We start from the raw sequence: 18537 nt of genomic DNA, 5'->3' as shown, positions 1-18537 counted from the left end.
CGGGCATCTATACACTCGCTATATACATCGCGTGTATAGTTGCCGGCATGTCGATCAGTCTCACCTTGCTGGGGCTGCTGGAAGGTGGCCCCAGCTACGGATACGACTTGAAGCGCGCCTACGACGAGAGCTTCGGGCACGCCAAGTCGCTGGCCTACGGGCAGGTCTACTCGACGCTGTCCCGGCTGCTGCGGGACGAACTGGTCGAAGTGGACGGAGTCGAGTCCGGCGGGGGACCGGACCGCAAGCGCTACTCGATCACCGAGGCCGGCCGGCACCGGATCGAGGAGTGGCTGTCCACCCCGGAGAAGCCCGTGGCAGAACTCCACAACACGCTCTACGCCAAGGTCGTCCTCGCCGTCCGCTCCGGTCGCGACGCGACGGAGGTGCTCGACCGCCAGCGCGGCGCCCACCTGGCCCGCATGCGCGAACTGACCCGCCGCAAGACCGAAGCCGAACCCGGCGAGCAGTTGGTGCACGACTACGCCCTCTTCCACCTGGAGGCGGACCTGCGGTGGCTCGAACTCGCCGTGTCCCGCCTCGAACCACTCGCCCAGGAGGTTTCCCAGTGACCGAACCAGCGGTGACCCAGGCGCCCGCAGCCGAACCGCTGCTGCGCGGCACGGACCTGCACCTGTCCTTCGGCCCGACGCCGGCGCTGCGCGGCGTGTCCCTGTCCGTCTCGGAGGGGGAGATCGTCGCGGTGATGGGCGCGTCCGGGTCCGGGAAGTCGACCCTGCTGCACTGCCTGGCCGGCATCCGCCTGCCGGAGTCGGGTCGGATCAGCTACCGCGGCACGGAGCTGACGACGCTGTCCGACGAGCGGCGGAGCGCCCTGCGCCGCGAGGAGTTCGGCTTCGTCTTCCAGTTCGGGCAGCTGGTGCCGGAGCTGACGGTGCGGGAGAACGTGGCGCTGCCGCTGCGGCTGTCCGGGGTGGCGCGCCGCGAAGCGGAGTCCAAGGCCGCGTTGTGGCTGGAAGAGCTGGGGATCGCCGACGTGGCCCGGTCGCGGCCCGGCGACATCTCCGGCGGGCAGGGCCAGCGCGCGGCGCTGGCCAGGGCGCTGGTCGCCGAACCCAAGGTGATCTTCGCCGACGAGCCGACCGGCGCGCTGGACTCCGCCGGCGGCGAGCAGGTGATGAAGCTGCTGACGCGCGCCGCGCGGGGTGCCCGCGCGGCGGTGGTGCTGGTGACCCACGAACCGCGCGTCGCCGCCTACGCGGACCGGGAGGTCGTGCTCCGCGACGGCAGCACCCAGCTCACCGGAGTGGCCCGATGACGACTGCGCAGGACTGGATGCGGGACCTGTCCTTCGGGCTCCGCCTGGCGGTGACCGGCCGGCGGGCGTGGGGTCGGCTGGTGGTCACCGCCGCGGGTGTCGGGCTCGGCGTGGCGCTGCTGCTGGCGGCGGCATCGATCCCGAACGTCGCCTCCTCCCGCGACGCCCGGTTCGACGAGAGGTTGGGTGTCGGCGCCGTCGCCGGGGACGTCGCATCGGTGCTGGTGGCGGAAACCGCGACGCAGTTCCGGAATGAGTGGGTCCAGGGGATGTGGGTGCAGAACCAGCGTCCCGACGGGCCGGTTGCTCCCGGGCTGCACCAGAACCCGAGCCCGGGAGAGTTCGTGGTCTCGCCCGCGCTGCAGCAGATCCTCTCCGGGCCGGACGGCGAGCTGCTTCAGCCAAGGTTCCCCAACGTGGTCGGCGTCATCGCCGACGAGGGCCTGGTCGACCCCAACGAGCTCTTCTTCTACGCCGGAACCGACGCGCTTTCGCCGCAGAGCAGCAACGTCAGCGGGGTGATGGACCACTTCGGGGAGGCTCCGGGGCACAGTCGCACGACGTTCTCCACGGACGAGTGGCTCATGCTCGCCCTCGGCCTGGCCGCGCTGCTGGTGCCGATCGTGGTGTACGTGGCGGCCACCACGCGATTGGCCGAGACCGCGAGGCAGCGCCGGCTGTCGGCGATGCGGCTGGTCGGTGCCGGCGGCGAGCAGATCCGCCGGATGGCGGCGGGTGAAGCGCTGGCGGGCGCGCTGCTGGGCGTCGTGCTGGGCTGGGCGCTGTTCTTCCTCGGGAGGACGTTGGCCAGTGGGGTGACCGTCGTGCGGACCGCCGTCTTCGACTTCGACATCACCCCGGTGTGGTGGCTCGCCGTGCTCGTGACGGTCGGCATCCCGGCCGTCGCGGTCGTCGTCACGATCGGTTCGCTGGCGCAGACCATCGCCGACCCGCTGGACGTGACCCGCCGGACGGTGTCGCGGCGGCGTCGCCTGGGCTGGCGCCTGGTGCCGCTCGGACTGGGCCTGCTGGGACTGCTGACCGTCACCGTGGGTTTCGACAGCGTGGACGACCTGCCGCTGTTCGTCGTCTCCGTGGTGCTCGTGCTGGTCGGGATCCCGGTGCTGCTGCCGTGGTGCGTCGAGCGCGCGGTCGGACGCCTGCGCGGCGGCTCGACGGCGTGGCAGCTGGCGATCGGACGGCTGCAGCTGGCCAGCGGTCCCGCCGCGCGGTCGGTCAGTGCGATCGCAGTCGTGGTCGCGGGCGTGATCGCCCTGCAGACGCTGGTGGCCTCGGTCGAAGCCGAACGCGCGAACCACAGCACTCCGCGCGAAGCGGTGCAACCGGCGTCGGCCGAGGGACGGATCACCGGCGAACGACCGGCCGATCCCGCCGAGATCGGGCGGATCGAGCAGGAAGTGCGATCGCTGCCCGGCATCGACGACGTGCGGGTCGCGACGATTGCCCTGGTCACGGAGCAGGACCGGTCGACTGCCCCGTTGCTCATCGCCGACTGCGCGCAGATCGCCCGGCTGCTCACGGTGCCGGACTGCCGGGACGGCGACGCGTTCGCGCCGCCCGGCCACAGCCCGCTACGGCCCGCCGAGCGCGTCGAACTGGCGGAATCGTCGTACGGACGGGAGTTCCGCTCGAACACGCCACCACCGGCCTGGAACGTGCCGGAGTCGGTGCGGCCGGCGTCCGCGCCGGTCGAGTTCGGTGACTACGACATCGCGATGGTGCTGACCCCGGCCGCAGCCGCCGGCATTCCGGCGGAAGTCCAGCACCTGCAGGTCGACATCCGCCTCGACCCGGCGGCCCCGAACGACTTGGGCGAGCGCGTCCGCAACATCGCCGCGGCGCACCTCGCCGAGTACAGCTCCTGGTTCACGACGGCAAGCGGAGGGGACGCGACCTCGAGCGAGGAGTCGACCCTGGTCGCGATCCGCGCCGCGCTGCTGGCGGGCGCGCTGCTCACCTTCGCGCTCATCGGGTGCAGCCTGTTCGTCTCGGCGGCCGAGCAGATCCAGGAACGACGCAGGCCGCTGGCCGTGCTCGGGGCGGTGGGCGTCCCGAGGCGAACCCTGCGGCGGTCGCAACTCCTGCAGAACGCGGTCCCGATGCTCGTCGCAACGGCGCTGGCGACGGTGGTCGGCATGCTGCTCGGCACGCTGACGGCGGCGGCCACGAACAGCGGGAGGGGAGGGATCGTCTTCGACCTGCCCGGCATGCTCGGCCTCTTCGCGTTCGCGGCAGCGGCGGTCCTGGTCGTAACGGCCTTGACCCTCCCGGCGCTCGGCCGAGCCGCCCACCCGACGGGCCTCCGCACGGAGTGACCCCGCCGGACGAGTAGCCCCGAGTCGATGGGCGCCTCCTCCTGACATCGGCAGAAGGCGCCCATCGTAGGTTTGTATTATCTATAATTTCAGTGGTGAATGAAATTGTATCTCGTCCCGCGGAGATGTCTGGGCTTCGGAAGGCGGCTAGAGGCCGAATCCCTCCGTGAGGATGCGGTTTGTGGTGTCCTCCAGCCCGGAGGTTTCCGGGATGACCTGTTCTCCGGGCAAGTGGAGGAGGTCGCGGTGGCGGTACCAGTCGCGCATGTCGCCCGGGCCGAACTCCGCAGCCTGCGGGCGTGTTGAGTGCCGGCGCACGGTTTCGGCGAAGGAGACATCGAGGTAGTAGAACCTGGTGCCGCCGCGGTGGTCGGCTGCGAGACGGGTCAGCATCGAGGAGTACCTCTCGGAGCTGAGGATTCCTTCGATGATCACGTGGTAACCGCTGTCGAGGGCGTATCGAGCGACAGTGCTGATCAGGCCGATGTTGAAGCCGTTCGGCACGTCGCGTTCCTTGAGCACGGTCCGCCGCATCAGGTCCTGCGGGATGAGTGCGCACGTACGGCCAAGTCGTGCGCGCGCCGCGAGCGCCACCGAACTCTTACCGCTGCCCGAGTTGCCCCGAAGTACGACCAGCCGTGTCGCGAGGGATCCGACAAGCCCCATTCGCCACAGGCTAGAGGTTTGATCCGGGGCTGTGCGGCACGAGTGTGGGCGCGAGGCCTTCCTACTCGTCCTGCTGCCGGCGCACCATCTCGGTGATCCAGATGGGCGCGAACGGTGACGTGCAGTTCGGTGGGGTCGGGTAGTCCTTGAGTACCTCCAGGCGCTCACCGATGTCGAGTGCCCGGTCGCGGTGCTTGGCGTGGCTGATCCCGATCTGGGCCAGGCAGCTGTTCATCGCCCACTGCAGGCGGTCCGGGGCGCCTTTCATATCCGCCTCGATGACGTCGAGCAGCTCCGCGAGGTCGAGGCCCTCGGGCTTCTTCGCCACGCGTTCGGTGGTCAGTGCCCAGCCGGCGCTCGCGATCACCGGATCCGGATCGGCGGACCAGGCCAGGCGCAGCTCTTCGGCGTGCGGGCTCTTCTTCACCACGTAGTTCACGAGCCAGTCGTGCGCTTTGGGGGTGCGCGCGGCACGCAACATGGCGTCCAGCTCGTCACGCTCGAACGCCTTCGGGCGGCAGATCAGGGTCGCCAGCAGCTTCGCGGCGGTGTCGTCCGTCTCCCAGAGTTGGCGCGCGAGTTCCTGCTGCGTTTTCAGCCGTTTCGCGAGCGCACGGAGCTTGCCGAGGTTCACGCCGTGATCGTCACCGTGCTTCTCGTTCACCTTGCGCGCCTTCGGGTCCTCGAGCGCGGCCAGCTCGGCCATCACCTCGGCCACCGACGTCTCAGCCACCTCGGCCTCCTGTCCATCACGTGTGGGATCAGCCTACGAGGCAAGGGATGTTGTGCCGGGCAATTCGGGCTCTTCGGACGAGACGAAGTGCCTCCGCTCGATCTTTTCGGTGTGTCCACGTGAACTGATCGAATGCGGTCGGGGACGCGCTGTGAGCACTCAATAGGGTGAGTCGTGGCTCATGTCTCACCGTGGGTGATGGGATTTCCGGCGGCAGGCTCATCGTCGATCAAGAAATGAGCTGGAAAAACCCCGCAATCGCGGCGATCTTGTCGATGTTTCTATGACGATGGCCACTCGCGGATGGTTTGGTCCTCGGTTTCCGGCTACGTAGCGTGGCCCCTCGTCGGCGCCCCCGAGCCGACGAGCAAGACCGGAAGTCCGCTTCGCCGAACCCTGCCCAGCGGGCCTTCCGACCCCCGACACGTGCACCAGGGCAGGGGCCTGACGACGACGGCGAGCCCGGCGTCCGGCCGAGCAGTCTCGGCCGCGTCGATCGCCGCCCCCGGCGTCAGCGCAGGCGTCGCTGGAGACGAAGAACATGGCTAGCTCCCGAGGCAAGCACCGCAAGTCCACCACCGGCCGCAACGTCGCGCGGGTCGCCCTCGCCGGCGCGGTCGTCGCCGCCCCGTTCGCCTTGGCCCTGCCGGCCAACGCCGCGTCGCAGTCCACCTGGGACGCCGTCGCGAAGTGCGAGAGCGGCGGCAACTGGTCGATCAACACCGGCAACGGCTACTACGGCGGCCTGCAGTTCAACCAGTCCACCTGGGCCGCCTACGGTGGCACCAGCTACGCCTCGAACGCCTCGCAGGCCAGCCGCGAGCAGCAGATCGCGGTCGCCGAGCGCGTGCTGCAGAAGCAGGGCCCGGGCGCCTGGCCGGTGTGCTCGAAGAAGGCGGGTCTGACGGCCAGTGGCGGCCTGCAGAACCAGAGCGTCTCTTCGACCACCACGAAGAAGACCACTCCGAAGACGGAGACCAAGCCCAAGGTCAAGACCGAGACCAAGAAGACCGAGGTCAAGAAGACCGTCCAGGTCGAGGGCGCCTACACCGTGCAGGCCGGCGACACGCTGAGCTCGATCGGTGCCGAGTTCGACGTCAGCTGGCAGTCGATCTTCGAGAAGAACCACGGCGTCGTCAGCGACGCCAACCTGATCTTCCCGGGTCAGCAGCTGACCGTGAAGTGACCCGTCCGGTCCGCGTGACCGGGCGACCGCAAGGGACCCCGCCTGCCTCTCTCCGGCGGGGTCCCTTGCATTTCCGGTCGAGGCGCGGGGAACGGGCTCATTTCAGCTTGCGGCGGCGCAGGTCGCTGCGGATGTCCCACGCGGTCCAGCTGACGCCACCGAGGGCGAGGCCGGACATCAGGATCAGCACCAGGGCTTCGGTCACGGCGGGCTCCCTTCGAGCGGGACCGTCGGAGTGCTTCCCGAGCCTAATGACCGTTCCGTTGATCGCCGAACGTGTCGAGTTTTCTAACCCGATCGGGCGAAGTGTCCACATCGTCCGATCGTCGCGGGCATCTCGAATTCCGCGTGCCCGAGGCGAATTCGGCGCGCGGTTCGAACGCGTGCCCCGTCATTCGCCTTGTACGTTCCGTGTCTTCCGATCATCACCCGGGATGAATGCTGCCCGGCAGGGTGATCCATCGGCATGTTGGGACCGGTCGCATCGCCCGTTGCCCCGATCATTCTCGTGATCAAGCCCGGCCGCGCGCTCGGTGCGGGAAAAGGACACGTACCGCGGGAAAGCGGGAGAGCAAGATGGACGCAGGTCATTACGCCGCGCTGGTGGAGGTGACCGCCCTGGGCGGCTGGGTCGGCCCGGCGACGATCGTCGCCGGTGCCCTGCTGCTGATCGTCGCGCTGTTTCGCCGAACGCGCGCCACACTGGCGAAGAAGCGACGGACGGCGCGCCCGAGTGCGGCCCATTGGTGGTGACGCGTCTTCCGGAGCTGACCTAGGCGTGTCGCGCGTGTGCGGGCGCCGAGGGGGGAGGGACGCATGACCGACACCACGCGGGACTCGAGGGAGGCGGCGGAGCGCGCCCCGACCGCAGACCGGCCGACCGATCAGAGCTGGCGGGTCGTCCCGGCACCGCCGATGCGCAGGGCGCAGCGCCAAGACCTGCGCACCGCCATCGCCGTCGATCTCGGGCGGCTGGCGGCGTCGATGTCGCGGCGGCTCGGCATGGGCAGCGGCGGGATGATCGGTGGCCGACTCGCGCTGAGCGTACAACCGAGTGCCCTGCGCAGGCTGGCAACCGGGCGGCGTGTCGTGATGGTCACCGGGACGAACGGCAAGACGACGACCACGCAGATGGTGGCCGAGGCGTTGCGCTCGCAGGCTCCCGCCGTCAGCAACGGCACCGGCGCGAACATGCTCGACGGACACGTCGCCGCGCTGATGACCAGGCCGGGCGCCCCGTTCGCCGCGCTGGAGGTCGACGAGCTGCACCTGGCGCAGGTGACCGAGCAGTTCGAGCCGGCCGTGATCCTGCTGCTCAACCTCAGCCGGGACCAGCTCGACAGGGTCGGCGAGATCCGCACCGTCGCCGCGAGCCTGCGGCGCGCCCTGGCGCAGGCGCCGGGCGCGCAGGTGATCGCGAACCGGGACGACCCGAACATCGTCTTCGCCGCCGCCGGTCATCCCGCGGTCACCTGGATCTCCGGTGGCGTGCGCTGGAAGGACGACGCGCTGAACTGCCCGAACTGCGGCGCGTTCATCGGCGACACCGACCGGGACTGGCGCTGCGCCTGCGGCCTGGCGCGTCCCGCCGCGGACTGGACGGTCACCGGAACCGGCGCGGTGTCCGCCGACGGCTCCCACCACGAGCTCGCGCTGTCGCTGCCGGGCCACGTCAACCGGGTCAACGCGACGTTCGCGCTGGCCGCGGCGCTGCACCTGGGCTGCGACGAGGACGCGTCGCTGGCACGGATCGCACGGATCTCGGAGGCCGCCGGCCGGTACCAGACGGTCCGGCTCGCCGGGCGGGACACCCGGTTGCTGCTGGCGAAGAATCCGGCCAGCTGGCTGGAGATGCTCGACCTCGTCGACGGCGGCGACGAACCGCTGGTGCTGGTGGTCAACAGCCGGGAGGCCGACGGCTACGACGTTTCCTGGCTGTGGGACGTGGATTTCGAGGTGCTGCGCGACCGGCCGGTCCGGGTGGCGGGGGACCGGGCCCTGGATCTGGCGGTGCGGCTGCGCTATGCCGAGGTGCCCTGCGCCGTGTCGTCCGATGTGGACGAGGCGCTGGCCGGGTCGGCCACCGGCGTGCCGGACGTGATAGCCAACTACACCGCCTTCCGCGACCTCGTGACCAGGAGCCGGCGATGATGCGCGACCGCGTCCGGCTCGCGCTGGTGCTGCCCGACCTGCTGGGCACGTACGGCGACCGGGGCAACGTGCTGGTGCTGGCGCAGCGGCTGAAGTGGCGCAACATCGACAGCGAGACGGTGACGGTGCTCTCCGATTCCGCCTCGGTGCCGGAGTCCTGCGACCTGTACCTGATCGGCGGCGGGGAGGACGTCGCGCAGGTGGCCGCGGTCCGGTTCCTGCACCGCGGTCCCGGGCTGCGGCGCGCGGTGGAACGCGGCTCGCCGGTGCTGGGCATCTGCGGCGGCCTGCAGGTGCTCGGGACGAGCTTCGTCACCGGCGACGGCGTGCAGCACGCCGGCCTGGGCGTGGTCGACGCGGCCACCGAGCCGGGCAGCGGGCGCGCGATCGGCGAGGTGACCACGCAGTCCACCCTGGGCGGCGTCGGGATGCTCACCGGGTTCGAGAACCACCTCGGCCGCACCCGGGTCGGCCCCGGCTCCCAGCCGCTGGGCCGCGTGACGCGCGGAATCGGCAACGGTCACGACGATGCCGAAGGCGCGGTCCGCGGGCACGTCGTGTGCACCTACCTGCACGGACCGGTGCTGGCGCGCAATCCGAAGCTGGCCGATCTGCTGCTGGAATGGGCGATCGGCGAACCCTTGGAGCCGCTGCCCGATCCTCCGGAGCTGCGCGCGCTTCGCGCCGAACGAACCCGGCCGCACGTCCGCAACCGCAAGTGACCGTCAACGGCGGAAGATCCGGGCCAGCCGGTCGACCGCGGGTCGCAGCTCCGGGGCGCGGAAGAGCGCCAGCGCGCCGAAGCTGACCGCCAGCACCACCACCGTGTGCACCACCAGCGCGAACCAGGCATCGGCGACCGGCCCGAACGGGCCGAACGCGCTGCGCAGCCCGGTGAGGGCGGCGAGCCCGCAGGCGCAACCGAGCAGGGCGGCGGCGATCGCGCGCCCGATCCCGGCGAGGGTCCGGCGGGTCTGGACCGGGCCGACCCTGCGGTGCAACCAGATCTGGCCGGCGATCGCGCCGATCACGAAGCTCACCGACATCGCGCCGGTGACGCCGACGACGAGATCGCGCGGATCCAGCACGGCGAGCGCGACGTAGCACAGCACGCTGCGGACCAGAACCATGATCACGTTGATCCAGGTGGGCCTGCGCGCGTCCTTCATCGCGTAGAACGCGCGCAGCTGCAGCATTGTGATCGCGAACGGGACCACGCCCAGCGCGGCGGCCGCCAGCGCCCAGCCGAGCCGGTCCGCCGCCGCGACGTCGCTGGCGCCCAGCGAGAAGAACGCCACGCCGATCGCGCCGCCGGCGACCGCCAGCAGCGCGCTGATCGGCATCAGCAGCACGGCGCTCAGCCGGCTGCCCAACGACACGTCGGCGACGAACTCCGCGGTGTCCTCGGCCGCTGCGGCGCGGCTGATCCGGGGCATCAGCGCGGTGAGCAGCGAGACGCCGAGCACGCCGTAGGGGACCTGCGACAGCAGCCAGGCGTAGTTGAAGGTCGCGACGCTGCCGGTGGTGCCCTGCCCGGTGACGCGGGTGATCACCACCATGCCGGCCTGGCTGATCAGCGTGTAGAGCACGACCCAGCCGGCGAGCCCGCCGAACTCGGACAGCCTGCGGTCCCAGCCCCACCGCCAGCGGAACCGGAAACCGCTGCGGCGCAGCGAAACGGCCATGATCGCCGCCTGGGCGCCGATGCCCAGCGCCGTGCCGATGCCCAGGATCAGCAGCTTCGGCTCGCCCATGCGCACCGGGTGCGCCGAGATCTCGCCGGGCACCAGCGCGTACACCACGACTGTGGTGATCACGACGACGTTGTTGAGCACCGGGGCCCAGGCCGGGGTGCCGAACACGCCGCGCACGTTGAGGATCGCCTGCAGCAGCGCGGACATCCCGTAGCAGACGATGCCGGGCAGCAGCAGGTAGGCGAACGCCGTGGTCAGCGCGGCGTTGGCCCGGGTGTCGGGGCCGAGGTAGAGCTCGGTGAGCAGCGGCGCGGCGGCCACCGCGGCGGTGGTGGCCGCGATCAGCAGCACCCCACCCATGGTGATCATCCACTGCGCGTAGGCCTCGCCCTGCCGGGCGCCCTCCTGCTGCGCCCGCACCAGCAGCGGCACCGCGATGCTCGTGAGCACCCCGCCGAGCAGCAGCTCGTTGACCACGGTCGGGAGGGTGTTCGCGACCGTGTAGGAGTCGTTGACCATGCCGAGCCCGAGAACGGCCACGAGCAGCACCTTCGCCAGCAGGCCGCTGACCCGGCTGACGGTGGTCGCCACCGCCATCGCCGCGCTGGCCCGGGCCAGCGAACTGCCGCGCACGCTGGAATCGGCCTGCTCGACCACGACGCTCCCCAGTTCTCGGTCCCACCTGCGCCGACCGTGCCATGAAAACCCGGCCGCCGCCTCGCGACCGCTCGTCCCATGGCAACCTGATCACACCGACGTGGACGGGGGAGGCGCTGCGATGATCGTGATCGGCGGGCTGTTGCTGGTGGCCGGGGTGGTCGTGGCGATCGTCAGCGGCGGCGACATGACGGGTGGCTGGTTGCTGCCGGTGGGCCTGATCGCCGCGGGCCTCGGGATGCTCGTCGCCGGAGCGGTCGCGGCGGCTCGCCGCCGGCTCCCGCTGCGGGCGGCGGTCCGCGCGCACCGGGTGGCGCCGGTGGGCAGCCCGCTGCGGCGGGCCCGCGCGGTTCCGTCGATGATCGCCTCCACCGCGCGGGGCCGGAATCCGGTGCTGCCGCGCTACCAGCTCGCGCTCTGGCTGCTGGCCGCGGTGTACGTGGTGTCGCCGATCGACTTCATCCCGGATTTCCTGCCGCTGCTGGGCATCGGCGACGACATCGGCGTCGGTACCTGGCTGCTGACCAGCCTGTACGCCGAAGCGGGCAATTTCCTCGCCGCCCGGGAGCAGCGGTCCGGTACGGACGCCGAGTAGTCCTCAGGTCGTCGGCGCGGGTTCGGTGGGAGTGCGACGGCGGCGGAAGAGGCCGTGGTCGATCGACCAGTTGCCGCCGTTGAAGCCCAGTGCGAGCGCGGCGACGCCGATGGCCAGCGGCAGTTCGAAGCCCATGGGGGAGAACAGGCCGTGGGGCAGGTGCACGAACAGCACCGCGCCGGCCATGTCGATGGCGACCAGGACGCCCACCAGCGGCAGCAGCAGCCCGAGGATCAGGAACACGCCACCGATCAGTTCGACCAGGGCCGCGTACCAGGCCGACACGTGCGGGAACGGGATCTGCATGCCGGCGAAGCTCTGCGCGACCGCGCCCAGCCCGTAGTCGACGACCTTCTGCCATCCGTGCGCGATCAGGATGATCCCGATGCCCAGCCGGCCGATGAAGGCGAAGAAATCACGAACGACGTGCATGACGTGCCTCCTGTCCTGCGTCGACCCCGCTGGCGGCGCGGCCCCACCTTCAAGTCTGGTGGGTGGCCGCGTCGCAGTCATCTCGGCGGAGTTCTCGCTGGGCAGGAGGGTTGGGGGCCGGCCCGCGGCCCCCAACCCGGTGGTTCAGCCCTTGAGCAGGGAGCGGGCCATCACCATGCGCTGGATCTGGTTGGTGCCCTCGTAGATCTGGGTGATCTTGGCGTCGCGCATCATCCGCTCCACCGGGAAGTCCCGGGTGTAGCCGGCGCCGCCGAAGAGCTGGACCGCGTCGGTGGTGACCTCCATGGCGACGTCGGAGGCGAAGCACTTCGCGGCGGCGGAGATGAAGCCGAGGTTCGCCTCGCCGCGCTCGGCGCGGGCCGCGGCGACGTAGACCATGTGGCGCGCGGCCTCGACCTTCATCGCCATGTCGGCCAGCATGAACTGGACGCCCTGGAAGTCGGAGATCGCCTTGCCGAACTGCTTGCGCTCCTTGACGTAGGTCAGCGCCTGGTCCAGCGCGCCCTGCGCGATGCCGACGGCCTGGGCGCCGATCGTGGGCCGGGTGTGGTCCAGCGTGCGCAGCGCGGTCTTGAAGCCGGTGCCGGGCTCGCCGATGATCCGGTCGGCCGGGATCGTGCAGTCCTCGAAGTACAGCTCCACGGTCGGCGAGCCCTTGATGCCGAGCTTCTTCTCCTTGGGGCCCACCACGAATCCGGGGTCGTCGGCGTGCACGACGAACGCGCTGATGCCGTTGGCGCCCTTGTCCGGGTCGGTCACCGCCATCACGGTGTACCACTTGGACTCGCCGCCGTTGGTGATCCAGCACTTGCTGCCGTTGAGCACCCAGTGGTCGCCGTCGAGGCGCGCGCGGGTCTTCATCGACGCGGCGTCCGAACCTGCCTCGCGCTCGGACAGCGCGTAGGACGCGGTCGCCTCACCGTTGGCGATCGAGGGCATCACCTTCTTCTTGAGCTCCTCGGAGCCGGAGAGCAGGATCGGCATGGTGCCGAGCTTGTTCACCGCCGGGATCAGCGACGACGAGGCGCAGACCCGGGCGACCTCCTCGATCACGATGCAGGTGGCGACCGAGTCGGCGCCCTGCCCGTCGTAGGCCTCCGGTACGTGCACGGCGGCGAAGCCCGCCTTGACCAGCGCGTCGCGCGCCTCGCGCGGGTACCGCTCCTGCTCGTCCACCTCGGCCGCGTACGGCGCGATCTCCTTCTCGGCCAGGGCACGCACCGCCTCGCGCAGTGCTTCGTGCTCCTCGGCCAGCTGGTAGGTGCCGAAGCTCGGGTCCACCGGATGCCTCCTAGTTCCCCGGCTCCCCGGCCGGGTAGTCCTCGTGGTCCGCGCCGGCGGACCCTGTTCCTGCCGCCATCGTAACGGCACTGAGTGCCACTAGCAATCGCGGGCGGTGCTATATTCCGGCCATGTTCGAGGCAGCGACTCCGGCGCCCAGAACCCGTTCCGGCCGCACCCCGCACGGCCGCCGGCGGGTGCGCAGCTCCCTGGCGCTGGCCGCGATGGAGCTGTTCGGCGAGCAGGGCTTCGAAGCGACCACTGTGGACCAGATCGCCGAAGCGGCGGGCGTCGGCCGGCGCACCTTCTTCCGGTACTTCCGGTCCAAGGAGGACGTCGTCTTCCCCGGCCACGACGAGCGGCTGGCGGAGGTGGTCGAGCTGCTGGCGGCCGCCGACCCGGCGGCCGATCCGCTCGCGGTGCTCGGACGGACCGCCGAGGTGGTGCTGGAGATGTACCTGGCGGAGCCGGAGGTGTCGCTGAAGCGGTTCGAGCTGACCCGAGAGGTTTCCGCGTTGCGGGACAAGGAGATCGCCAGCATCGATCGCTACCAGCGGGTGTTCGCGCGCTACCTGCGCGGCCGCTACGCGGACGAGCCGGGCGGCGATCTGCGCGCCGCGGTGGTGGCCTCGGCGGTGGTCGCCGCGCACAACCACGTGCTCCGCCAGTGGCTGAAGAGCGGGGGAGCGCTGGACGCGAAGGCGCTGCTGCGCGAAGCGCTGCAGCAGGTGACGGTCGCGATGTCGGGGCAGTGGGGCCGCGACGATTCCGCCGTCGAGGCGGGGGAGAACGTCGTGGTGGGCGTGGTGCGGACCGCGGCGCCTGCGGGCGTCGTCCTCAAGCACTTCGAAGAGGCGCTGCGGGACATCCGCTAGCGGGAGTCCGGCACTCAGTGTCAGTGCGAAGGGGGCAGGTGTGCTGATCAAAAATATCGATTAGATCTATTTGTTCAGTGTTGAGTGAAATTATGCTCCGAACCGCACGACGGCACACCGAGGAGGGGAGAAGCCCGGTGTGGACTTCGCCGCGCGTGGGGCTCAGCCGGTCATCGCGCGGACCCGCTCGATGACCGGCGCGAAGGCATCCATGTACGGGCCGTGCACGGTGTAGTAGGTGAAGCCGTAGCGCTCGCGGTTGCGCAGCACTTGCTCGGCGATCTGCTGGACGCTGCCGATGAAGGCGAACGGCGTCTCCAGGAGCTCGTCGGCGGTCATCATCGAGCCGTACCGCTCCAGGAGCTTCTCGGCGGCGGCCGCTCGGTCATCGGTGATCACGACCACCTGCGTCAAGGCGTGCCACTGCACGCGATCGGCGCGATCTCCGGCGCGTTCGCGGGTGTAGCGGACCCGTTCGTCGGCTTCGGTCGCCGTGCCGATGCGCAGCGTTCCCGGCGGTTGCCCCTTGACCTGGAAAGCCCCGGCGATGCCGATGACGTCCGCGGTTTCGGCGGCGGTCTGCAGGATCCGGTCGCCGGTTCCTCCGACGATCAGTGGTGGCCCGTAGCCGCCGAAACCGGAGCGCTGCACGGGGCGCAGGACCGGGATGCCGAAGCTCTCGCGCATGGCCGCCTGCTGCTCGTAGCCGTCCGCGGCGAACAGGCGGCAGAGCTCGTCGATGGTCGCCCGCAGTCGTTCGGCGCGGCTGCCGAACGGTTCCCACTCGATGCCCGCCTCGTCGAACTCCCACTTCATGTGGCCGGCGCCGAGGCCGACTTCGAGGCGCCCGCCGGTGAGGACGTCCGTGGTGGCGATCTCGCGGGCCAGCAACGCCGGGTTCCAGAACGGCGCGTTGAGCACGAGGGTTCCGACCCGGAGCCGCTCGGTGGCCTGCGCGGCGGCGACGAGGGTGGGGAAGGGGGACGCGATGCCGAGGTGGTCGGCGGCGAACACCGTGTCGTACCCGTACCGCTCGGCGCGGCGGCAGGTCTCGGCGAAGGCCGCGGGCTCTTCCAGCCCGAAGATGTTGTAGGAGAAGCGGAAGTCGGTCATGGGGATCATGCTGCGGCATGCTCCGGACGACCACCAGGAGTTCAGCACTCGGCGAACGTTCCATATCATTAAAATCTATTGTTTCAGTATTGAATGAAAGAAAGTACTGCATCAACACTCACCGTCGCCTGCCGAAAAACCGCTAGGAAGCAGAGGCCGACGTCTCTAGCCTTGCTCCGCAATGGTTTTCGTGAATCGGGGAGTGGAAATGGTCGGGTCGGTGCGTTTCGATCCGTTGTCACGGCAGGATTTCGGGTTGCTGCAGAGCTGGCTGTCGGCCCCGCACGTGCGGGAGTGGTGGCGCGGCGCGGAGCCGACCGCGGACCTGGTGGAGCAGGAGTACGGCCCGTCCGTGGACGGGGTGGATCCGGCGCGCTGCTTCGTGATCAACGTGGCCGGGGAGCGGGTCGGGATGGTCCAGTGCTACCGGATGGCGGACGAACCGGAGTGGGACGCGCTCGTGGGGATTCCGGCGGCGGCCGGCGTCGATTACCTGATCGGGATGCCCAGCCGGTGCGGACTCGGGATCGGCCCGTCGGCGATCGCGGCGTTCACGGAGCTGGTGTTCGGCCTCTACGACGACGTCGAGGCGATCGTCGCGGTGCCGCAGGCGGACAACCAGGCGTCCCGCCGGGCGCTGGAGCGGGCGGGGTTCGAGCTGGTCGAGGAGCGGGATCTGGAGTCCGATGATCCGGCGGACGCGGGTGTCAGCGCGATCTACGAGTTCCGCCGCTGACCGGGGCGATCCACTGTGGATGCGCGGTTCAGCATGCGATACCGGATGACTGCAGGTGCCGGCGCACGACGTCCCAGTGCGGATCGACCGGTTCGGGGCGCTGCGTCCCGACGCCGATGTCCTTGAACCCGCTGGAGGTGGCGATGCACACCACGGGACCGTCGAACTCCTCCTGGTCGCGCACCTGGCGGAAGCCGGCCAGCCCGGCGGCCGCGGAGATCTCGTACCACAGGCCCGCGCGGGCCAGATCGTGTTGCGCCCGCGTCATTTCGGCGTCGTCCACCAGCAGCGCGCGCCCGCCGCTGGCCCGGATCGACGCCACCGGTCGGTAGCCGCTGACCTTGGAGCTGATCGCGTAGGCGGCGGTCTGGGCGACCTCGACTTCCGCCGCCCGGCGTCCTTCGGCGAGGGAGCGGGCCAGCGGGCCGCCCGCAGCGGGCTCGCAGGCGAACATCCGGGGCGTCGTCGTCGCCACGCCGAGGCGTGCCAGCTCGGCGAATCCCTTCCACACGCCGAAGAGCAGCTCGCCGTACCCGGTGGGCGCGAACACCGCCGCCGGGACGCCGAGCTCGGTGAAGATCTCGTACGCGATGGTCTTGTACCCCTCGGGGCCGAAGGCGTGTCCGGTGTGCGTCGTCGTGACGTTGCTGACCGGGTGGAAACCCGTTTCGGCCACGATCCGGCGCAGCAGCGGCCAACGCGCTTCCGTGGGTACGGTCAGCACGACCGCGCCGTAGGCCCGCAGGAAAGACGTGACCGCCGGCGGGGTTCGGCCGAGGTGAGCACGACGCACTTCAGCCCGGCACGGGTGGCGTACGCGGCGGCGGATGCGCCGTGGTTGCCGGACGATGCGACGACGATCCCGTCTGCACCCGAGCCGAGGGCGGCGCTCACCGTGCAGCGGTTCAGCCGGTCCTTGTGGCTCCAGGTGGGGTTTCGCGCTTCGTCCTTGACGAATGCGCCGTCGGCGATCTCCACCAGCGGCGTGCCGCCTTCGGCCAGTCCCGGGGCGGTCAGGGGTGGCAGCAGCGGCGCCCAGCGGTCCAGGCCGGTGCCGGTCGCGTGCTGGAACAGACCTGGCGGGACCCGGTCGTAGTCGTAGTCGACTTCGACCGGGTAGGCGATCTCGTCGGTGCTCGTGGTGGGGCAGCCGGCGGTCAGCGGCGGCCACAGCGGGTAGGCGATGTCCGGGTTGCCCATCGAGCGCTGGCCGATGGCCAGCGAGAGATCGGTTGCCACGCTTCCAGAGCGTAGCGGCCGGTGCGGCGGGGAGAGGTTCCGGTCAGTCGTAGCCGCGGATCAGGTGGCTCTCGTCGTGGTCGTCGTGATCCGCGGCGGGGGTGGATTCGACTCGGTCCTGGGCGGGCACGTGGAGCTCTCCGAAGTCCGGGGTGGGGGAGGCGGTTCGCTGCTGCGGGGCGGCGAAGTGGTCGGAGAGCGTCATGCCCGGCTCCTCTCGAAGCGGAAGTTATTGCCTGATGGTGCTTCTCGGGTTGGGAGATCGCATGGCGACCCGCGATCGCTGATCGGAAATCGCCCGGTCGGGAGGAGTACGCGTATAGTATTAACTTCTATGGTATCAGTGTAGATTGAAATTAAATCTTCGATCATACGATCCCGTCTGCCGTGCACACCCCAAACTGCATGGACGGCCAGGGGTTTCTTCTTGCACGGGGCGAGGATTCGGGTCGTCCTATGCCGCTGGCGGCTCGGGCGTCCGGAGCATCGCCGCCTGCTACGGTGATCGTCATGTGTTCCGTCATCCACAACTGGCAGGCGATCCGCACGCGGTCGGCGTTCTGACCGCGGTGCCGGCCGTTGCCGGCACCGGGTCCCACGTCCACCGTTCGCCTCAGGATGACGAGGATTTTCACCATGCGCGCAGATTCGCGCCCCACATTCGTATTCGTTCACGGCGGTTCCAGCAACGCTAGGGCCTGGGGACCGTTGCAGAACGAGCTGGCCCTGCTCGGGCACCGTTCGCACGCCGTCGACCTTCCCGGCCACGGCGACCGCGCCGACCACCCTGCCGCCTACTACCGGCAGCCCCAGGACGTCACGGCGCTGGCCGCCGCTCCCTCGCCGCTGCGCGGTGTCACGTTGCAGGACAACGTGCGGCACGTGGTGGGCACGTTGCGTCGGCTCGCCGAACGGGGTCCGGTCGTTCTGGTCGGCAACAGCCTTGGCGGTCTGACGATCAGCGCGGTCGCGAACGCCGTGCCGGAATTGCTCGACCGCGTGATCTACCTGTCCGCGCTCTGCCTCAGCGATTCGGCGATGCTCGGCGAGCCGTGGGATGTGGTCGATGACAACCTGCTGGACGCGCTGGCGGCGCGGATCACCGTGCCGGGCGTGCCGGATCCCGGGGTGGCTCGGCTGAACTGGCGCGGTGCCCATGCCGATCCGGCGTTGTTCGCCGAGTTGAAGGCCGCGATCATGGCCGATGGCACGGACCACCAGTTCCGGTTGCTGCTGGATTCCATGGATCCGGATGAGAACTACTCGGTTCTGGAGCCGGCGGCGTTGGTCCGGGCGGATGGGTTCGGGCGCGTCCCGCACACCTACGTCCGGCTGTCCGAGGATCGCAGCATCACTCCGGCCGTCCAGGACTACATGATCCGCAAGGCGGATGAGCTGACGCCGGACAACCCCTTCGCGGTGCGCGAGCTGGCCGCCTCGCACGTCGGCTACTTCAGCCGGCCGGCGGTGTTCGCGGAGTTGTTGGCCGGTCTCGTCTGAGGCATTCCGGGTGCCCCCGTCGCCGTGTTCGGTGTCGGGGGCA

Annotated in this window: 20 protein-coding genes; 11 read left to right on the top strand and 9 right to left on the bottom strand. The window is 70.1% G+C overall.

The window, feature by feature from the left end:
• The first annotated feature begins 47 nt into the window (after window positions 1-47).
• From AB0H93_RS19060 to AB0H93_RS19050, 3 genes are read left to right on the top strand one after another with little or no spacing between them, the layout of a single operon-like run.
• Window positions 48-572, top strand: coding sequence for a PadR family transcriptional regulator (locus AB0H93_RS19060; protein WP_358574114.1), 525 nt, complete (start codon window positions 48-50; stop codon window positions 570-572).
• Complete coding sequence (locus AB0H93_RS19055) at window positions 569-1279, top strand: ABC transporter ATP-binding protein (RefSeq protein ID WP_358574111.1); 711 nt, start codon at window positions 569-571, stop codon at window positions 1277-1279. The genes AB0H93_RS19060 and AB0H93_RS19055 overlap by 4 nt, the downstream gene beginning before the upstream one ends.
• Complete coding sequence (locus AB0H93_RS19050; protein ID WP_358574108.1) at window positions 1276-3615, top strand: FtsX-like permease family protein; 2340 nt, start codon at window positions 1276-1278, stop codon at window positions 3613-3615. Before AB0H93_RS19055 ends, AB0H93_RS19050 begins: the two co-directional genes overlap by 4 nt.
• A gap of 147 nt (window positions 3616-3762) precedes the next feature.
• Here the strand turns inward: AB0H93_RS19050 and AB0H93_RS19045 are convergent, their stop codons facing one another.
• Both AB0H93_RS19045 and AB0H93_RS19040 read right to left on the bottom strand, forming a co-directional pair.
• A complete protein-coding gene (locus AB0H93_RS19045; RefSeq protein WP_358574106.1) occupies window positions 3763-4281 on the bottom strand; it encodes a kinase in 519 nt (172 codons plus the stop codon).
• A 61-nt stretch (window positions 4282-4342) separates the two neighbouring features.
• Window positions 4343-5014, bottom strand: coding sequence for a DNA alkylation repair protein (locus tag AB0H93_RS19040; RefSeq protein ID WP_358574103.1), 672 nt, complete (start codon window positions 5012-5014; stop codon window positions 4343-4345).
• 541 nt (window positions 5015-5555) lie between these two features.
• Here AB0H93_RS19040 and AB0H93_RS19035 point away from each other — a divergent pair.
• From AB0H93_RS19035 to AB0H93_RS19020, 4 genes are all read left to right on the top strand, one after another.
• Window positions 5556-6200: a transglycosylase family protein gene (locus AB0H93_RS19035; protein ID WP_358574101.1), complete on the top strand. Its 645-nt coding sequence runs from the start codon at window positions 5556-5558 to the stop codon at window positions 6198-6200.
• Between the two features lie 576 nt (window positions 6201-6776).
• Window positions 6777-6953, top strand: a complete 177-nt coding sequence (locus AB0H93_RS19030) for a hypothetical protein (protein ID WP_358574098.1) — start codon at window positions 6777-6779, stop codon at window positions 6951-6953.
• 63 nt (window positions 6954-7016) lie between these two features.
• A complete protein-coding gene (locus tag AB0H93_RS19025; protein WP_358574096.1) occupies window positions 7017-8351 on the top strand; it encodes a MurT ligase domain-containing protein in 1335 nt (444 codons plus the stop codon).
• Entirely contained in the window at window positions 8351-9073 is a 723-nt protein-coding gene (locus tag AB0H93_RS19020) for a glutamine amidotransferase (RefSeq protein ID WP_358574348.1), read from the top strand. Before AB0H93_RS19025 ends, AB0H93_RS19020 begins: the two co-directional genes overlap by 1 nt.
• Before the next feature lie 3 nt (window positions 9074-9076).
• Here the strand turns inward: AB0H93_RS19020 and murJ are convergent, their stop codons facing one another.
• Window positions 9077-10702, bottom strand: a complete 1626-nt coding sequence (murJ, locus tag AB0H93_RS19015; RefSeq protein ID WP_358574094.1) for a murein biosynthesis integral membrane protein MurJ — start codon at window positions 10700-10702, stop codon at window positions 9077-9079.
• A 121-nt stretch (window positions 10703-10823) separates the two neighbouring features.
• Here murJ and AB0H93_RS19010 point away from each other — a divergent pair, with 121 nt between their 5' ends.
• Window positions 10824-11297 (top strand): DUF1232 domain-containing protein, encoded by a 474-nt coding sequence (locus AB0H93_RS19010; RefSeq protein ID WP_358574092.1) that lies wholly within the window; start codon window positions 10824-10826, stop codon window positions 11295-11297.
• 3 nt (window positions 11298-11300) lie between these two features.
• On the opposite strand, the gene AB0H93_RS19005 is transcribed toward AB0H93_RS19010, so the two are convergent.
• Complete coding sequence (locus AB0H93_RS19005; RefSeq protein WP_358574090.1) at window positions 11301-11729, bottom strand: DoxX family protein; 429 nt, start codon at window positions 11727-11729, stop codon at window positions 11301-11303.
• Window positions 11730-11873: 144 nt separating this feature from the next.
• Complete coding sequence (locus tag AB0H93_RS19000) at window positions 11874-13031, bottom strand: acyl-CoA dehydrogenase (protein WP_358574088.1); 1158 nt, start codon at window positions 13029-13031, stop codon at window positions 11874-11876.
• A 131-nt stretch (window positions 13032-13162) separates the two neighbouring features.
• Here AB0H93_RS19000 and AB0H93_RS18995 point away from each other — a divergent pair, with 131 nt between their 5' ends.
• The gene (locus tag AB0H93_RS18995) at window positions 13163-13906 is read left to right on the top strand and encodes a TetR family transcriptional regulator (protein ID WP_358574086.1); all 744 of its coding nucleotides are present in this window, start codon (window positions 13163-13165) and stop codon (window positions 13904-13906) included.
• Between the two features lie 162 nt (window positions 13907-14068).
• On the opposite strand, the gene AB0H93_RS18990 is transcribed toward AB0H93_RS18995, so the two are convergent.
• A complete protein-coding gene (locus AB0H93_RS18990; protein WP_358574084.1) occupies window positions 14069-15019 on the bottom strand; it encodes a TIGR03621 family F420-dependent LLM class oxidoreductase in 951 nt (316 codons plus the stop codon).
• Window positions 15020-15254: 235 nt separating this feature from the next.
• On the opposite strand from AB0H93_RS18990, the gene AB0H93_RS18985 reads away from it, so the two are divergent.
• Entirely contained in the window at window positions 15255-15755 is a 501-nt protein-coding gene (locus tag AB0H93_RS18985) for a GNAT family N-acetyltransferase (RefSeq protein ID WP_358574082.1), read from the top strand.
• Between the two features lie 28 nt (window positions 15756-15783).
• On the opposite strand, the gene AB0H93_RS18980 is transcribed toward AB0H93_RS18985, so the two are convergent.
• The 3 genes from AB0H93_RS18980 to AB0H93_RS18970 are packed head-to-tail and all read right to left on the bottom strand — an operon-like array spanning window position 15784 to window position 17199.
• Window positions 15784-16479 carry a pyridoxal-phosphate dependent enzyme gene (locus AB0H93_RS18980; RefSeq protein WP_358574080.1) on the bottom strand — a complete coding sequence of 232 codons (696 nt, stop codon included), beginning with the start codon at window positions 16477-16479 and terminating at the stop codon, window positions 15784-15786.
• Window positions 16473-16994, bottom strand: coding sequence for a pyridoxal-phosphate dependent enzyme (locus AB0H93_RS18975; protein WP_358574078.1), 522 nt, complete (start codon window positions 16992-16994; stop codon window positions 16473-16475). The genes AB0H93_RS18980 and AB0H93_RS18975 overlap by 7 nt, the downstream gene beginning before the upstream one ends.
• A gap of 43 nt (window positions 16995-17037) precedes the next feature.
• A complete protein-coding gene (locus tag AB0H93_RS18970; protein WP_358574076.1) occupies window positions 17038-17199 on the bottom strand; it encodes a hypothetical protein in 162 nt (53 codons plus the stop codon).
• A gap of 431 nt (window positions 17200-17630) precedes the next feature.
• Between AB0H93_RS18970 and AB0H93_RS18965 the strand changes: the two genes are divergently transcribed.
• Window positions 17631-18494, top strand: a complete 864-nt coding sequence (locus AB0H93_RS18965) for an alpha/beta fold hydrolase (protein WP_358574074.1) — start codon at window positions 17631-17633, stop codon at window positions 18492-18494.
• Window positions 18495-18537: the final 43 nt, after the last annotated feature.

Source organism: Saccharopolyspora sp. NPDC050642, from assembly GCF_040654735.1.
Classification (GTDB): Bacteria; Actinomycetota; Actinomycetes; order Mycobacteriales; family Pseudonocardiaceae; genus Saccharopolyspora; species Saccharopolyspora elongata.
Note: the sequence above shows the minus strand (reverse complement) of the source record. Positions and strands in the feature narration are given on the sequence as shown.

Excerpts from the sequence above, each read along its gene's own strand:
- AB0H93_RS19050 (WP_358574108.1), top strand. The coding sequence starts at position 1,276 with ATGACGACTGCGCAGGACTGGATGCGGGACCTGTCCTTCGGGCTCCGC.
- AB0H93_RS18970 (WP_358574076.1), bottom strand. The coding sequence starts at position 17,199 with ATGACGCTCTCCGACCACTTCGCCGCCCCGCAGCAGCGAACCGCCTCC.
- AB0H93_RS19010 (WP_358574092.1), top strand. The coding sequence starts at position 10,824 with ATGATCGTGATCGGCGGGCTGTTGCTGGTGGCCGGGGTGGTCGTGGCG.
- AB0H93_RS19025 (WP_358574096.1), top strand. The coding sequence starts at position 7,017 with ATGACCGACACCACGCGGGACTCGAGGGAGGCGGCGGAGCGCGCCCCG.
- AB0H93_RS18965 (WP_358574074.1), top strand. The coding sequence starts at position 17,631 with ATGCGCGCAGATTCGCGCCCCACATTCGTATTCGTTCACGGCGGTTCC.
- AB0H93_RS19005 (WP_358574090.1), bottom strand. The coding sequence starts at position 11,729 with ATGCACGTCGTTCGTGATTTCTTCGCCTTCATCGGCCGGCTGGGCATC.
- AB0H93_RS19030 (WP_358574098.1), top strand. The coding sequence starts at position 6,777 with ATGGACGCAGGTCATTACGCCGCGCTGGTGGAGGTGACCGCCCTGGGC.
- AB0H93_RS18995 (WP_358574086.1), top strand. The coding sequence starts at position 13,163 with ATGTTCGAGGCAGCGACTCCGGCGCCCAGAACCCGTTCCGGCCGCACC.
- AB0H93_RS19045 (WP_358574106.1), bottom strand. The coding sequence starts at position 4,281 with ATGGGGCTTGTCGGATCCCTCGCGACACGGCTGGTCGTACTTCGGGGC.
- AB0H93_RS19020 (WP_358574348.1), top strand. The coding sequence starts at position 8,351 with ATGCGCGACCGCGTCCGGCTCGCGCTGGTGCTGCCCGACCTGCTGGGC.
- AB0H93_RS19060 (WP_358574114.1), top strand. The coding sequence starts at position 48 with ATGTCGATCAGTCTCACCTTGCTGGGGCTGCTGGAAGGTGGCCCCAGC.
- AB0H93_RS19035 (WP_358574101.1), top strand. The coding sequence starts at position 5,556 with ATGGCTAGCTCCCGAGGCAAGCACCGCAAGTCCACCACCGGCCGCAAC.
- AB0H93_RS18990 (WP_358574084.1), bottom strand. The coding sequence starts at position 15,019 with ATGACCGACTTCCGCTTCTCCTACAACATCTTCGGGCTGGAAGAGCCC.